Consider the following 13,922-nt stretch of genomic DNA (forward strand, 5'->3'; position numbering starts at 1 on the left):
ATATTGTATCAAGTTATGGAGAATTTAGCTATGAAAAAATTTCTCGAGATCGTTAAAGACCGAGCAAATGAATTTTTCAATGGAAAAGTCAGTACCCCTGCCCCATTAGAAGATGAGAGAATTATTGAAATCATTCAACAAGCATTGCGAAAAAAACAAGGGGTTCATGTTATTTTTTCAAACAAGAGTTTTACAGGCGATATTGTCAAGTATGACCAAGAACGCCGACAACTGATCGTAAAAAATTTTAAAAAGAGTATGTCCACGATTATTCGGATTTCTGAGATCCAGAAAATCAGTTTGGTCCCCAATAATATTCGCATCGCCCAACAAAAAGGAGAGGTTTAACCCTCTCTTTTATATTGAAGACAAACGTCATTTTTGGCGTTTGTTTTTATTACTTTCAATCTCATTTCTATATTTATTAGAGCATCAAAAAAATTCCAGTACATACTACTAGTATTGACGTTGCCTTGATTAAAAAGGTTACCAAATCTTTCGTAATTACATTATCTATTTATAGAAAAATATTAGTAATAAATTACGTAAATTCAATCTAATCTCTAATCACCATAAGTTTGATCCCATTTTTTCATTTCTTCAACGATACTTCTTAGAGCAATACCTTTTTTTGTCATTTTATATTCAACCTGTGGAGGCGATGTCGGTAAAACTTTTCTTGATAAAATACCTTCTTGCTCGAAATCATGTAACCGTTGAGCTAATATTCTAGGATTAATACCTTCTACACTACGCAAAAGACTACTATAATGTATATTACCATCAATAATTTCAGATAAGATCTCAAGAGTAAATTTACCTTTTAGTAAATTCAAGACCCTTCTTGCTGGACAAATTGATTTTTTCAAAGATTGCTTCTTGCAAGTCTCCATTCGTTTCCTCCTTTTTTGATAGTTACTATACTTTTTTTCCCTTCTTGTTTCAGAAATAATTACATGATAAGCTAATTATATCATTTGAAAGGGGAAATTACTATGGATATTATAACTAAGTTTGACCGTATCAAAGCTATTCTCGGTTGCGCTGATGGAAGATACTTTGGCACTGGATATACTCAAGTAAAATGTTTTCAGAAAGTTAAATATATTGCTTTTGATTGATAAATGAAAATTGGTTTGATGAAATAACGGAGGAAGCTTGATGAAAAAAACAAATACAAAAGCGCCAGCTTATCTACTTTTTATTCTTTCACTAGGATACATTATGGCGGTCCTAGATACAACCGGAGTGGTTCTTGCTGTTCCCCATATTGAAACAGCTATGAGCGTCTCATTAGAGCAATCCATTTGGATTATTAACGCCTATACACTAGCTTTAGGATCTTTACTCCTACTTTCAGGAAATCTAACAACAAAATATGGTGCTAAAAGAATTTTATTATTTGGAATGACAATTTTTACACTTGCCTCATTTGGGTGCTCTTTTTCACCAAATATTGAAACATTAATTATACTTAGATTCATTCAAGGTTTCGGTGCTTCTTTGTTTATGCCTAGTTCATTAGCACTTTTATTCATTTCATACCCTGATTCTACTAAAAGAGCACGTATGTTAGGAATTTGGACAGCAATTATTTCTGTTGCAACCGGTACTGGTTCTTTTATTGGTGGACTAATTATTAACTACTTCGGATGGAGGGGTATTTTCTTAATCAATATTCCATTGGGAATTTTGACAGTAATTTCTATATTACTTCTCGTGAAAAACAATATTGCCAATCCAAAGACCAGAATTGACATTTTCAGTAATATCTTTCTTGTTGCAACTATCGGAAGTCTAGTTATTTACCTTGTTGAAGGGAATCAATATGGCTATACTAACCTAAATCTTTTATTGTTTCTTCTCCTGTTTTTATTATTTGCTATTGGTTTAGTAGTCCACGATAAAAAAAGTAAAGCACCTATTGTTCCCCACCAACTATTAAAAAATGCTAAGTTTATTGTCTCTAATCTGTTGGGCTTAGTGGTTAATATTTCATTATATGGTATCGTTTTGGTGCTAGGTCTTTATTTTCAAACTTATTTAAACCTCTCCTCAATGATTTCTGGACTCCTCATTCTACCAGGAATGATTGTCTTAATTATTGGTAATTTATTTTATGCACGTGCTGTAAAACGATTTTCCGTGGGGAGCCTAGCTACTGTCTCAATTATTTTTGCCATTGTAGGAGCAGCAGGAATTTTTGGAATGGGAGTCTTTTTTCATGAAATTCAACTATACATCCTAATTCCTTTATTTTCTTTAATGAGTCTAGGTATCGGTGTTTTAACTCCAGCGACTACAACCATTCTTATGGAAGCTGCTGGTCAAGAATTATCTGGAATTGCAGGTGCAACTCTAAACGCTAACAAACAAATTGGTGGACTTTTTGGTACAACAATTATGGGGATTCTAACTACTAATTTATCCCATAATTGGAATATGGTTATCGTTGTCGCATTTTTGGTTAACGTGATAATGTATATTGCCACTTGGTTAATTGCTAGTCGTTACCTTTATGGAAAAGAATAAAACTAAACAGAATGCATTCAATTTAAAAGTTGATTATACAGAAAAAAACTCTTACAAATGCTATTATGTAGGCATTCAAAGAGTTTTCACTATATGGTAACCAAACTCTATAGGAGAAGTTTTTCTTTTCCTGATAGGATTTGTCTACATTCTGAGAGAGGTTTAACCCTCTCTTTTTTTGTTATACTCGAACAGTTTTACTTGCGCCATCTTTTGAGTAGAGATTGATCAAACCTTCTTGACAAGAACGGATCATATCTCCCGGTTTCACTTCTTGTGGGACAGTGATCGTGAGAAGTTCCATCGGATTTGGTGCACGATCAATCTTCAATCCATCCTTATCATGCAAGTCTTGGATCTGGCATTCAAAATGACGGAAGCCTGGTCCGTAGAATTCTACTTGGTCGCCTTCATTGATCACATTCCGTTGGCGAATCGTTGCAGTCATGGTAGATGGATCAAAGTCTACTACTTCTCCTACAAATTTGTATTGAGGAATCTTCCGACGTGCCCCAAACAATTGTTCATTTTCAGTCGGTGTTTGGTAGTAGAATCCAGTTGCCAATTCACGTTGAGCGACTTTCCACAATTCATTGATCAAATCATCCTTGATGGCATAAAAGGCTTCTGGACTTTCCATATAAGCATCGCAAGCAGCCTTGTAACAGTTGGCAACTGTTGATACGTAATGGACAGATTTCATTCGGCCTTCAATCTTCAAGCTATCAACCCCATTATCAATCATGTCTGGAATATTCTCGATCATACACATGTCAACGGCTGACATAGAGTATTCTTCTGGAACTTGTCCTTTGATACTCTTACGTTCTTGGCCGAATGGCATATCGTAAAGGTCGTATTTCCAACGGCAAGATTGAGAACAGCCACCACGGTTGGCATCCCGGTCAGACATGTGGTTAGAAAGGGTACAACGTCCGGAATAGGAAATACACATCGCTCCATGAACGAAGGCTTCGATCTCAAGATCGGTACGCTTACGAATCTCTGCCAACTCTTCCATGGATACCTCGCGGGCCAAGACGACACGGGTCAAGCCATATTCTTTCCAAAAATGGAAAGTCTCCACATTGGTTGCAGAAGCTTGCGTAGACAAGTGAATATTGAGTCCAGGTGCATAAGTTGCACAGATTTCAATCAAGGCAGGGTCTGAGACGATCACAGCGTCAAGGCCCATATCCCGCAATTCACGGAACCACTCACCAGCGCCTTGTTCATTTCCTTCATGTGTTACCATGTTGGAAGCGACGTGCACATCAACTCCACGCGCATGAGCATATTCAATTCCTTCACGAAGCTCATCCATGGTGAAGTTTCCGGCACGGCTTCGCAAACCATAGGCTTGTCCACCAACGAACACAGCGTCTGCCCCATAATTAACGGCAACTTTTAGTTTTTCTAATGTTCCAGCAGGTACCAAAACCTCTGGACGTTTTTTTGTATTTGTCATGTTTTCTCCAATTTACAAGATTGTCGATATGATGAATAGCCTCTTCGTTCCCTGAAAAAGGAAAACTCACAAACGAAGAAGTCCTAGTTTTTTTATTATTTTACACGATCTGGTTCATAATCATAGAAACCAGTATCCAAACCACGATTAGCTGGATGCAATTTGCGGATTTCTTCATCAAACAGATAGGCTTGATCCTGTGTAAATGTTCCATTTTGAATCAAATCACGAGCCTTGACAAAGTACTCTGTAATCTTGACAAAGTTTTCACCCGGACAGTAGACACCATCGAGTTTCCAATGATCAAATCCGTGTTCTACCAACTCAGACAATTTGGTCATCATATTCAAGTCATTATTTGAGAAGATATGGGTTCCATGTTTGTCCTCATAGACTGAATAGTGAGAATTGGGATCTCCTGGTTCTGCTAAGAACAGATCGCGATCTTTGGTCACAGACTCTTCTGTCTTGATAAAGTTGTAATAATTCTGAAGTAGCGGTCGTTTCGAATGGTGAATAATGCTAGCACCATAGACCAAGACTTCTGCTGGAATCTGAAGATTCTCAGCCATTACGAATAATTCGGCAGATGGAATCTCACGAGCCAAAACAGCCTCGGAAGCTCCTGCTTGTTTTCCCCAGAAGTTGATCTGGCGGCTAGAAGTGACCATGGTAGAAGCATCGTAAATCGTTTTGAATGGATAGCCATCTCGTTTCAAGACATAAAAAACGCCCGCATCTCCGACAGTAATATAATCAGCCTGAATTTCCTTTAAAAAATCTAGGAAAGGCTTGATTGAATCCATCATCGATTGGTGCATGAGTGCATTTACAGCTACTGTCAATTCTTTGCCAGCAGCATGGACCAGTTGGGCAATTCGATTTATTTCGTCATAGCTTAAAGTTTGAGGCAATCGTAATCCGTAGTTTTTTTCACCGACATAGATTCGGTCAACCCCTGCATCAATCAGGGCTTGCGTTTGCTCAACACTCTCTGCTGTTGCTGTAATAATAATATTTTTCATAGAACCATTATAACAAAAATTCCGATATTCTAGAAAAATTTATTCATTTTGTAAAATTTGTAACATTTTTGTAACATTTATATAGCTGAATTCATGATAGAATAATAGAGTACTGTTAGGAGAGAGAAAATGCCCGTAAGAAATTTAAGACACTATGATGAAGAATTCGATTATATCGAATTAACCAAACAAACCCAAGAAACCCCTATTCAGGACTATGCTCCTGAAGTTGAACCCGCACCTCAATTAAGTGAATTGCTATATTTTTTGAATATCGCTATTTTCTGTGTGTTGACGGTTGTATTTAGTTTTGTCTTTTTAGCAACAAAAATGAATACCTTCTTTGCGTTTGCTTTAGCGATTGGTTCTAGCTTTGCTACTATTCAAGGGTTCCGAATTTACTACAATAAACGAAAAAAATAAAATCAGGTTCGCCTGATTTTTTTATTTACTCGAATTTTTTTAATTCCTAAGTTGTCAAATTAAGTTAGACTTTTCATGTAACTCAGAAAAACTTGGTATGGTGTTTGATAATTCAAAGGCTTCCTAGGAATTCTATAAGAATAAATACTTTTTATGAGTTAAAGTTATTCAATGATCTTTTGAAACTTTCCGCCGTGAGAAAAGTGCCTGAAACAATTATGTTTCAGGCACTCGGGAGTTTTGAAACTTTAGGTTCAAAACTAAGTCATGGAACTTCTTTGAAGTTCGCTGACGTCCGTACTCACTTAAGGAAAGTTTCTAAGATGAATTTATCTTCAATCTGAAAAGAGGCTCACTGAGCCTCATTTTTTATGCTTCTTTTGTTTCTTCTTCAGCTGCTTCTTCAGAATTTTTTTCATCCAATTCTAAAACGATGTCTTCTGATTCTGTTTGTTTGCGAATGGATTGAACCAAGTCATTGCCACTTAGATTTTCTTTTTGAAGTTTATCCTTAAATGAGTGATAGACTTCTTGAGATTTTTCAACCACATCTTGCGTCTTTTCTTTGACAGATTCCAAAACAGTTCCTGTCGTAATTTCTCCAGAACCAACTTTTTCTTTGGTTTGTTGGATCACTTCTGCTGCTTGTTTTGAAACATCCTTAGCAGTTTGTTTCACCGATTCATGTACTTCTTGAGGATCTTCTTGATAATCTTTTACGAAGCGCACCACTTTTTTAGTGACTTTCTTTCCTTGCTCTGTTGATAAATAGTAGGCTGCTGAAGCACCTGAAATCACACCAATTAATAAACTAGATAAACGTCCCATATTCTTCCTCGATTCTATTTAAATAATTTTGAAGCCATCTTAATCGCTTTTAATCCGATAGAGGCTTTCACTGTTTTTCCACCAGCTGACACCGCTTTGACACTCAATTGACGGGCTTGATCATTCAAATCTGAAACAGACTCTGAAAGATCCGCCACGGCTGTAAAGAGCGGGTCAATCGTTGCAACTTTTTGATTCAAATCATCCGTTAAAACATTGACCTTTGCCAATAGATCATTGGTCTGATGCAAGGTGACATTGACATCTGATGTCAAAACTTGGATGGCTTTTTGCGTCTCATCTACTACTTTTCCAATCTTTGAGAGGAAAAAAATCATATAAATGACAAGCGCTACTAAGGCAAGGCCTAAGAGGCCGTAGGCAATTTCAATAAACATATATTACTCCTTTGCTTCTACATAATAAGGGGCTTTTTTGCAACGTTGGTAGATGATGATGGCGAGTCCAACTAGAATCAGGATCATCGACAACCACTGGGAAACACGTAAGCCCGCAAACATCAGGCTATCTGTCCGCATTCCTTCGATGATCATCCGACCAAAACCATACCAGATAAGGTAAAAGGCTGTGATCTCACCTTGCCGCAAAAATTGTGGCTTCCTCCGAAGAATCAAGATCAAGAGAAAACCTAGCAGATTCCAACTGGATTCATATAAGAAGGTTGGCTGACGGTAACTACCATCTATATACATTTGATCTCGAATAAAAGAGGGCAGGTAGTTGAGACTTTTAACAGCAGCTCCATAAGCTTCCTGGTTAAAGAAGTTTCCCCAGCGACCAATACTCTGTGCAATCATGACGCTTGGGGCCGCAATATCTAAGAAATCAATTGGCTCAATCAAGCGTCTACGAGAGAATAGATAGAGGACAAGGGCACCTGTCAAGAGGCCACCATAAATCGCGATTCCTCCGTTCCAGATCGCAAAAATCTCACTAAGATGCTGGCTATAGTAACCCCATTCGAAAATAACGTAATAGAGTCTGGCCCCCACAATCGCAAGAGGAAAGGCGATCAAAATGAAATCAATGATAGCATCTGGATCAATTTTTTTACGGGGCGCTTCTTTCATAGAAAGATAAACGGCTAGAATCAAGCCAGAGACAATACAAATCGCGTACCAACGAATACTGATCGGACCTAATTGAAGGGCTACTGGATTCATTCCTTCACCTCATTTTGACTAATCAACTGGGACAAACGTTCTTCAAAAGTTTTGGTAGCATCATAGCCCATTTCTTTGGCACGAACATTCATCGCTGCGGCTTCGATCACGACCGAAATGTTCCGACCAGTCTTCACAGGGATGCGAATCCGAGGAATGGTCACGCCACCGATTTCTAACTCTTCTGCATTATTACCCAGACGATCATAAACCTGATCTTTGGCATAATTTTCCAAGTAAACGGCGATTTGGACTTGTGAAGAATCCTTGACAGCACTGGCTCCGTAGAGACTCATGACATCTATAATCCCGACACCACGGATCTCTAGTAAGTGGCGTAGGATTTCAGCTGGCTCTCCCCAAAGGGTCATCTCATCTCTCGCATAGATATCGACTCGGTCATCTGCTACGAGGCGGTGACCCCGTTTGACAAGTTCCAGACCTGTCTCGCTTTTTCCGATTCCACTATCTCCTTGGATCAAGACACCCATCCCATAAATATCCATCAAGACACCGTGTACACTCGTACGTTCTGCTAGCCGACTATCCAAATAGCTAGAAAGCTCTCCAGATAAACGACTCGTTGCAACATTGCTCTTCAAAATAGCTAGTTGCTTCTCTTCCGCAGCACGCAACATTTCTTCTGGAATTTCTAAGTTCCGCGCGACAATGATGACAGGTGTCTCTGGCTGGAACATCTTGCGCAGGACCTGATGACGGTTGTGAGAGCTCATCTTCACCAGGTAGGACCATTCTTTCATTCCTACAAGCTGAATCCGCTCAGGTGTGTAATAGTCGAAATAGCCCGTCATTTCAAGACCTGGACGTGAAATGTCCGCAGTCGTAATTTCCTTGCTTAAGAGTTTATCATCCCCATAAACAACCGATAGACGAAGCTTTTCCTGTAGATCGCGAACAGTAACTGCCATATCATTCTCCCTTTTCAAATTCTCTCTCTATTATAGCAGATTTTCTCTTCAGACGAGAGACTGAAGTATCATTTGAAAGATCCATTTTCAACTCCTTTTTAAGGCAAGCAAAAAGAGGCCAAGACAAAGGTCTCCAACCTCTAGGAAATGATGGGAACATATGAAGAATGCTCTAGCCTTGGCCTTGCAAGAAATCTTTGATCATAGATTTGATTCCGGTAGAGACTGCATAGACCACCGCATTTGAAGGAAATGCGATCAAGCCTAGCATAAAGGTGGTAGGTCCTCCCCCCAGCAAGGACAAAACCAGATACAAAATCGGAAGAAATAAAATCGAAAACCGATAAATTTGTGGTTTTCTAGCCATTTCTGTTGGCAGAAACAAGAGGTAGAAGAGGCTATTCCAAATGCCCAGTGGAAAAAGGAGCATTCCGATCAAAACTGTTCCAACTCCTTCACCAAAAAAACGATTTAAAATGAAAAACTGTCCTATAAAACTGAAGAAGAGATATAGAATAAAAGCAAGGGAATAGAACTTCTGCTTCACTCAAATCTCCTTTTAGAAAAATGGACTATCATTCTGATCATGGATGGGTTCGGCCTCTTTTCTTCGACGAGGTCGAGGGCCATCGTCAAACATTTCCTGCTCCTCCTCGTCCTTATAAGGCAAGGTCGTATCTAACAGTAAATAGATAATCACACCGATAAAGGCATGAGAAACCGTAAAAAGAATAAACAAGAAGCGTAGGAGAGTTACACTCAGACCAAATTTATCAGCTAAGCCAGCTAGCACACCTGAAACCAGGCGATGTCGTTTTAATTTGTAAAATGATGATGTCATTTGATTTTCCTCTTTCTAGTTAGACCTATTTTAGCAGAGTCGAACTGGAAAGAGATCCGCCTAAAGACTGATTCTTACACTTGTCTCATTTCAAGGAATTGCAGGCGGCTGCGACAGCGGCCGCAAGCATATTTCTTCAGATCGATTTTTCGCTTTCGCCTATACTCTTGACCACAGTGAGGACATTGATAGAAATAGATCCGCTTGACTCGTCCAGTCTTTTCTGGTAGAGGTGGTGTGAATCGAAGTCCATCCACTTGCTGAAGGAGCTGTTTAAAGGCTGTATCTTTGTGGCGATAGCCTTTTCCTTGATCGTAAAGATGGTAATGGCAGAGCTCATGGCGGACGATTTTCCGAAAGGTCTCTAATCCGAACGTCTGATAAATCTTGGGGTTGAAATCAAGATGCCGATCCTTAGGAAAGAAACGGCCTCCAGTGGTTTGCAAACGCGCATTCCACTCTGCTCGATGGTGGAATTCCCTCCCAAAATCTTCCAGAGATACCTGGCGTACATAGTCAGTCAGATTCATTCGGTGCTACCAAACTGAGGTTGACTTTTTCGCGTTCCACGTCAATCTTCTTCACCCAGACCGTCACTACATCTCCTACAGAGACGATTTGGCTTGGATGCTTGATAAATTGCTTGCTCATATGGGAGATATGAATCAAGCCATCCTCGTGAATACCAATATCGACAAAGGCTCCGAAATCAACCACATTGCGCACAACCCCTTCTAATTTTTGACCAATGTGGAGGTCTTTAATATCCAAAACATCCTGACGGAGCACTGGTGCATCAAAGGAATCCCGCAAATCGCGACCTGGTTTTAGGAGATCAGCAATGACATCTTTCAGGGTTTCCGGCCCCAGTTCTAGCTGGGTCGACATTTCCTCTATCTTGACAGCTTTTAATTTTTCTTGAGCAGATTCATCGAGTTCGGTAATCCCAAGGAGTTCAAAAAGTTTTTCAACCTCCTTGTAACTTTCAGGGTGGACGCCAGTATTGTCCAAAAGGTTTTTACTTTCAGGAATGCGTAAGAATCCCGCCGCCTGCTCGAAAGCCTTGGCTCCGAGACGAGGGACTTTTTTAATCTGCGCCCGTGAGAGGATCATTCCTTCTTCTTCCCGATATTTCACGATATTTTCAGAGATGGTCTTATTAAGCCCTGCTACATGCGCTAAGAGAGAGGGACTAGCGGTATTGATATTAACCCCAACTTGGTTGACGACCGTATCCACGACAAAATCCAAACTTTCTGTCAATTTTTTTTGATTGACATCGTGCTGGTATTGACCGACACCGATGGATTTGGCATCGATTTTCACCAATTCTGCCAATGGGTCTTGCAGACGACGGGCAATGGAGATGGCCGAGCGTTTTTCAACGGTTAATTCTGGGAACTCATGACGGGCCAACTCACTAGCTGAGTAGACAGAGGCTCCACTTTCATTGACAATGACATAGCGAACCCCTGGATGGTTATGGAGTACTTCAGCGACAAAGGCCTCACTTTCACGGCTAGCGGTTCCATTCCCGATCGCAATAATCTCTACGTCAAACTCCTTGATCAAGGAGGACAAATCTTTCTTGGCCTGCTCGATCTGAGCTGGTTTTGCAGGGGCAACTGGATAGATAACCTGGGTTGCAAGCATTTTGCCTGTCTCATCGACAACCGCTAATTTGGCACCGGTCCGAAAAGCTGGGTCAAATCCAAGGACCACGCGCCCTTTTAATGGAGGGATAAGCAATAGATTCCGTAGATTTTCAGAGAACAATTGAATGGCCCCATCTTCTGCCACCTCTGTCAACTCTGTCCGAATTCGACGTTCAATCGCAGGTACGATTTTTTTCTTAACCGCTTGCTGAATAACCTCATCGACATAGGCATTTTTGCTTTTAAAACGAGCTTCAAAGATGCGAATGATTCGATCCAGATGGTGCTCAAATCCGACTTTAAGAACGCCCAATTTTTCCCCACGATTGAGAGCCAGGGTCCGGTAGCCTTGCATACTCTTGATCTTTTCAGAAAAATCATAGTAGATTTCAAAGGTTCTCTTAGGATCTAAGCTTTCATCCTTCAAGGTTGACGTCATGAGGGAATGACCATGAATTTCTTGATAGGTGAGGGCCCGCAATTGGGTATCCTCTGAAATAGCTTCTACCAGAATATCCACTGCACCAGCTAAAGCCACTGTTTCAGTTGGGAAGGTCTCACAGGTAAATTTCTGAGCCTCTGCTTCCAAGTTTGGACTATTTTGCAGGATGAGACGTGCCAAGGGGAAAAGTCCTGCTTCTCGGGCAATCGTCGCCTTAGTTCGTCGTTTTTCCTTATAAGGTAGATAAAGCTCTTCGACATCCGCTAATTTTTCAGCAGCTTCAATAGCCTGCTTGAGCGCCTCTGTCAGTTTGCCTTGTTCCTCAATCTTAGCAAGGACGGTTTCCTGTCGTTCAGCTAGAGCCGTTAAGGATTTGTCCCTATCAATAATAGCCTTGATCGCTACTTCATCTAAATTTCCCGTCATATCTTTTCGATAGCGAGCAATGAAGGGAATGGTTGAGCCTTCTGCGGTCAGACTCAATACGGTATCGATTTGTTTTAAGCTAACACCCAATTCTTGGGCTATTTTTTCATATTTATCCATAGCTTCTATTATAGCATATTTTACCGTAGCCAAGGCTTCTAGCCACCTATTTGCTAGGGTTTTGTAGAAGTTTCCTCCTTGTCTTTTATGCTCTATTTCCCCCTTGACCTTTCCTTTTTGTTATAATGATAGAAAACGAAAAAGGAGGCCCAAAAATGGCTATTAAATTTTCTAAGACAGATGATCTTGATAAAATGTTTGAAAACTTTGCAAGTTTTCCAGATCTAGAAAAAACAGTTGAATTCCCCGAAGAAAAAAAGAAAGCTGAAACGGCTGCTAAAGATGCAAAGAAGGCTAAATAATGACATTCTTTCAACACCTTCCCTCTAGCGTCTTGCAGGCTGGGGCTATTTTTCTCTCGATTATCATTGAGGCCCTGCCCTTTGTCCTGATCGGAAGTATCATTTCAGGAATGATTGAGGTTTATGTCACACCTGAGAAGGTTTACCGTTTTCTTCCCAAAAATAAATTTGGGCGAATCTTCTTTGGGAGCTTTGTCGGCTTTATCTTTCCTTCCTGTGAATGCGGAATTGTTCCCATTATCAATCGCTTTCTAGAAAAGAAAGTCCCAAGTTATACTGCTGTTCCCTTTCTGGTGACAGCGCCTGTCATCAATCCCATCGTACTCTTTGCAACCTACTCAGCTTTTGGGAATTCTGTTAAGATGGCCCTCTACCGCGCCCTGGGTTCCCTTCTTGTCGCAACGGTACTAGGGATCTTCCTTGGCTTTATTCAGACAGATTCGATCCAAAAAGAACATCGCAAGCCTGTGCATGAACATGATTTTAGCGATTTGAGCAAAATCCAAAAGCTCTTTCAAGTCTTGGTGCAGGCGATTGATGAATTCTTTGATACAGGACGCTACTTGGTATTCGGTTGTCTTTTTGCAAGCCTCGTCCAAGTCTATGTCCCAACACGGATCCTCACTTCGATCAGTGCGACACCGGTTATTGCTATTCTCCTCCTCATGGCCTTGTCCTTCCTCCTCTCACTTTGTAGCGAGGCGGACGCCTTTATCGGCTCCTCTCTTCTGAGTAGTTTTGGAGTAGCGCCGGTGCTGGCCTTTCTGGTGATTGGACCTATGCTTGATGTCAAGAATCTCCTCATGATGAAAAATTATCTCAAGACCCGTTTTATCTGGCAATTTATCGGAATTGTCTGTGGAGTTGTGCTCCTATACTCTTGGATTGTGGGGGTAGCTTTATGATACGATTTTTGATCTTAGCAGGTTATTTTGAGCTTACCATGTACCTGCAATTATCTGGTAAGCTCAATCAATACATCAACTTACACTATTCTTACTTGGCTTATATTTCAATGTTTTTATCCTTTGTTTTAGCTCTTGTGCAGCTGATCATCTGGGTCAAACAACAGAAGATCCACAGTCATCTATCTGGCTTCTGGGCAAAAGTGGCGAGTGTCTTCTTGCTCTGTATTCCTCTTTTTGTCGGCTTATTTTTCCCAACAGTGACTCTGGATTCCCAAACAGTCTCTGCCAAAGGCTACCACTTTCCAGTAGCAGCAGGTTCTTCCAAAGAAATCCAACAGGATGAAGGGACAACAACTCAGTATCTCAAACCGGATACCAGTAGCTATTTCACTAAGTCTGCCTATGAGTCAGAGATGAAGCAAGCAGCTAAGAAATATGTTGATAAAAAGGTGATCCAGGTGACCACTGAAAATTATATGGAAGTCATGGAGGTCATTTATGATTATCCAGATCAATTTGCGGGAAAAACCATCGAGTTGACCGGTTTTGTTTACAATGATCCTAATAACAAAGACAGTCAATTTCTCTTTCGCTTTGGGATCATCCACTGTATCGCAGACTCAGGTGTCTACGGTCTTTTAACAACCGGTGCTCCTCAACATTTTGACAACAATACCTGGATCCATGCAAAAGGAACCTTGTCCATTGAATACCACAAACAGCTCAAGCAAAGCTTGCCTGTCCTCCACATTACGGATTGTCAAACCATTACAAAACCGTCTAATCCTTATGTCTACCGCGTATTCTGATGGAGCTTCCGTTGTAGATCCAATTACCTT

At 40.4% G+C, this 13,922-nt stretch carries 17 protein-coding genes; 6 read left to right on the plus strand and 11 right to left on the minus strand.

The genetic code is table 11. From position 1 onward, the window contains the following. Positions 1-15 precede the first annotated feature (15 nt). Positions 16-348: a hypothetical protein gene (locus tag O3626_RS02970; RefSeq protein ID WP_013903885.1), complete on the plus strand. Its 333-nt coding sequence runs from the start codon at positions 16-18 to the stop codon at positions 346-348. Between the two features lie 215 nt (positions 349-563). Here the strand turns inward: O3626_RS02970 and O3626_RS02975 are convergent, their stop codons facing one another. Further along, the gene (locus O3626_RS02975; protein WP_371495200.1) at positions 564-893 is read right to left on the minus strand and encodes a winged helix-turn-helix transcriptional regulator; all 330 of its coding nucleotides are present in this window, start codon (positions 891-893) and stop codon (positions 564-566) included. A 268-nt stretch (positions 894-1,161) separates the two neighbouring features. On the opposite strand from O3626_RS02975, the gene O3626_RS02980 reads away from it, so the two are divergent. Then, entirely contained in the window at positions 1,162-2,532 is a 1,371-nt protein-coding gene (locus O3626_RS02980) for an MFS transporter (protein WP_371495202.1), read from the plus strand. Between the two features lie 181 nt (positions 2,533-2,713). Here O3626_RS02980 and O3626_RS02985 read toward each other — a convergent pair whose 3' ends face one another. Beyond that, on the minus strand, positions 2,714-4,000 hold the full coding sequence (locus O3626_RS02985) for a U32 family peptidase (protein WP_371495204.1): 1,287 nt from the start codon (positions 3,998-4,000) through the stop codon (positions 2,714-2,716). A 95-nt stretch (positions 4,001-4,095) separates the two neighbouring features. Further along, positions 4,096-5,025 (minus strand): peptidase U32 family protein, encoded by a 930-nt coding sequence (locus O3626_RS02990; protein ID WP_254742234.1) that lies wholly within the window; start codon positions 5,023-5,025, stop codon positions 4,096-4,098. 129 nt (positions 5,026-5,154) lie between these two features. On the opposite strand from O3626_RS02990, the gene O3626_RS02995 reads away from it, so the two are divergent. After that, positions 5,155-5,448 carry a DUF3270 family protein gene (locus tag O3626_RS02995; protein ID WP_254742236.1) on the plus strand — a complete coding sequence of 98 codons (294 nt, stop codon included), beginning with the start codon at positions 5,155-5,157 and terminating at the stop codon, positions 5,446-5,448. Between the two features lie 369 nt (positions 5,449-5,817). On the opposite strand, the gene O3626_RS03000 is transcribed toward O3626_RS02995, so the two are convergent. From O3626_RS03000 to O3626_RS03035, 8 genes are all read right to left on the minus strand, one after another. Then, complete coding sequence (locus O3626_RS03000; RefSeq protein ID WP_070674971.1) at positions 5,818-6,276, minus strand: YtxH domain-containing protein; 459 nt, start codon at positions 6,274-6,276, stop codon at positions 5,818-5,820. 14 nt (positions 6,277-6,290) lie between these two features. Continuing rightward, the gene (locus tag O3626_RS03005; protein WP_254742239.1) at positions 6,291-6,674 is read right to left on the minus strand and encodes a DUF948 domain-containing protein; all 384 of its coding nucleotides are present in this window, start codon (positions 6,672-6,674) and stop codon (positions 6,291-6,293) included. 3 nt (positions 6,675-6,677) lie between these two features. Beyond that, complete coding sequence (gene lgt, locus O3626_RS03010) at positions 6,678-7,460, minus strand: prolipoprotein diacylglyceryl transferase (RefSeq protein ID WP_254742242.1); 783 nt, start codon at positions 7,458-7,460, stop codon at positions 6,678-6,680. Then, positions 7,457-8,389, minus strand: a complete 933-nt coding sequence (gene hprK / locus O3626_RS03015) for an HPr(Ser) kinase/phosphatase (protein WP_021153591.1) — start codon at positions 8,387-8,389, stop codon at positions 7,457-7,459. The genes lgt and hprK overlap by 4 nt, the downstream gene beginning before the upstream one ends. 172 nt (positions 8,390-8,561) lie before the next feature. Beyond that, complete coding sequence (locus O3626_RS03020) at positions 8,562-8,828, minus strand: hypothetical protein (protein WP_229042337.1); 267 nt, start codon at positions 8,826-8,828, stop codon at positions 8,562-8,564. A gap of 120 nt (positions 8,829-8,948) precedes the next feature. Beyond that, positions 8,949-9,230, minus strand: coding sequence for a PspC domain-containing protein (locus O3626_RS03025; protein WP_195412408.1), 282 nt, complete (start codon positions 9,228-9,230; stop codon positions 8,949-8,951). A gap of 74 nt (positions 9,231-9,304) precedes the next feature. Beyond that, positions 9,305-9,760 carry a SprT family protein gene (locus tag O3626_RS03030; RefSeq protein ID WP_371495208.1) on the minus strand — a complete coding sequence of 152 codons (456 nt, stop codon included), beginning with the start codon at positions 9,758-9,760 and terminating at the stop codon, positions 9,305-9,307. Further along, positions 9,747-11,873 carry a Tex family protein gene (locus tag O3626_RS03035; protein WP_371495210.1) on the minus strand — a complete coding sequence of 709 codons (2,127 nt, stop codon included), beginning with the start codon at positions 11,871-11,873 and terminating at the stop codon, positions 9,747-9,749. The genes O3626_RS03030 and O3626_RS03035 overlap by 14 nt, the downstream gene beginning before the upstream one ends. Positions 11,874-12,028: 155 nt before the next feature. Here O3626_RS03035 and O3626_RS03040 point away from each other — a divergent pair, with 155 nt between their 5' ends. Genes O3626_RS03040 through O3626_RS03050 form a run of 3 tightly spaced genes read left to right on the plus strand, consistent with a single transcriptional unit; the run spans position 12,029 to position 13,892 of the window. Next, on the plus strand, positions 12,029-12,175 hold the full coding sequence (locus O3626_RS03040; RefSeq protein ID WP_009731407.1) for an SPJ_0845 family protein: 147 nt from the start codon (positions 12,029-12,031) through the stop codon (positions 12,173-12,175). Continuing rightward, positions 12,175-13,080: a permease gene (locus O3626_RS03045; protein ID WP_371495212.1), complete on the plus strand. Its 906-nt coding sequence runs from the start codon at positions 12,175-12,177 to the stop codon at positions 13,078-13,080. The genes O3626_RS03040 and O3626_RS03045 overlap by 1 nt, the downstream gene beginning before the upstream one ends. Next, positions 13,077-13,892, plus strand: a complete 816-nt coding sequence (locus tag O3626_RS03050; protein ID WP_371495214.1) for a TIGR03943 family protein — start codon at positions 13,077-13,079, stop codon at positions 13,890-13,892. Before O3626_RS03045 ends, O3626_RS03050 begins: the two co-directional genes overlap by 4 nt. Positions 13,893-13,922: the final 30 nt, after the last annotated feature.

This window comes from Streptococcus sp. 20925_1_77 (assembly GCF_041432125.1).
Classification (GTDB): domain Bacteria; phylum Bacillota; class Bacilli; order Lactobacillales; family Streptococcaceae; genus Streptococcus.

What these genes read in the sequence shown, in the direction of transcription:
- lgt (WP_254742242.1), bottom strand. Translation starts at nt 7,460, where the DNA reads ATGAATCCAGTAGCCCTTCAATTAGGTCCGATCAGTATTCGTTGGTAC.
- O3626_RS02980 (WP_371495202.1), top strand. Translation starts at nt 1,162, where the DNA reads ATGAAAAAAACAAATACAAAAGCGCCAGCTTATCTACTTTTTATTCTT.
- O3626_RS03025 (WP_195412408.1), bottom strand. Translation starts at nt 9,230, where the DNA reads ATGACATCATCATTTTACAAATTAAAACGACATCGCCTGGTTTCAGGT.
- O3626_RS03040 (WP_009731407.1), top strand. Translation starts at nt 12,029, where the DNA reads ATGGCTATTAAATTTTCTAAGACAGATGATCTTGATAAAATGTTTGAA.
- O3626_RS02990 (WP_254742234.1), bottom strand. Translation starts at nt 5,025, where the DNA reads ATGAAAAATATTATTATTACAGCAACAGCAGAGAGTGTTGAGCAAACG.
- hprK (WP_021153591.1), bottom strand. Translation starts at nt 8,389, where the DNA reads ATGGCAGTTACTGTTCGCGATCTACAGGAAAAGCTTCGTCTATCGGTT.
- O3626_RS02985 (WP_371495204.1), bottom strand. Translation starts at nt 4,000, where the DNA reads ATGACAAATACAAAAAAACGTCCAGAGGTTTTGGTACCTGCTGGAACA.
- O3626_RS03050 (WP_371495214.1), top strand. Translation starts at nt 13,077, where the DNA reads ATGATACGATTTTTGATCTTAGCAGGTTATTTTGAGCTTACCATGTAC.
- O3626_RS02970 (WP_013903885.1), top strand. Translation starts at nt 16, where the DNA reads ATGGAGAATTTAGCTATGAAAAAATTTCTCGAGATCGTTAAAGACCGA.
- O3626_RS02975 (WP_371495200.1), bottom strand. Translation starts at nt 893, where the DNA reads ATGGAGACTTGCAAGAAGCAATCTTTGAAAAAATCAATTTGTCCAGCA.
- O3626_RS03030 (WP_371495208.1), bottom strand. Translation starts at nt 9,760, where the DNA reads ATGAATCTGACTGACTATGTACGCCAGGTATCTCTGGAAGATTTTGGG.
- O3626_RS03045 (WP_371495212.1), top strand. Translation starts at nt 12,175, where the DNA reads ATGACATTCTTTCAACACCTTCCCTCTAGCGTCTTGCAGGCTGGGGCT.
- O3626_RS03035 (WP_371495210.1), bottom strand. Translation starts at nt 11,873, where the DNA reads ATGGATAAATATGAAAAAATAGCCCAAGAATTGGGTGTTAGCTTAAAA.
- O3626_RS02995 (WP_254742236.1), top strand. Translation starts at nt 5,155, where the DNA reads ATGCCCGTAAGAAATTTAAGACACTATGATGAAGAATTCGATTATATC.
- O3626_RS03005 (WP_254742239.1), bottom strand. Translation starts at nt 6,674, where the DNA reads ATGTTTATTGAAATTGCCTACGGCCTCTTAGGCCTTGCCTTAGTAGCG.
- O3626_RS03000 (WP_070674971.1), bottom strand. Translation starts at nt 6,276, where the DNA reads ATGGGACGTTTATCTAGTTTATTAATTGGTGTGATTTCAGGTGCTTCA.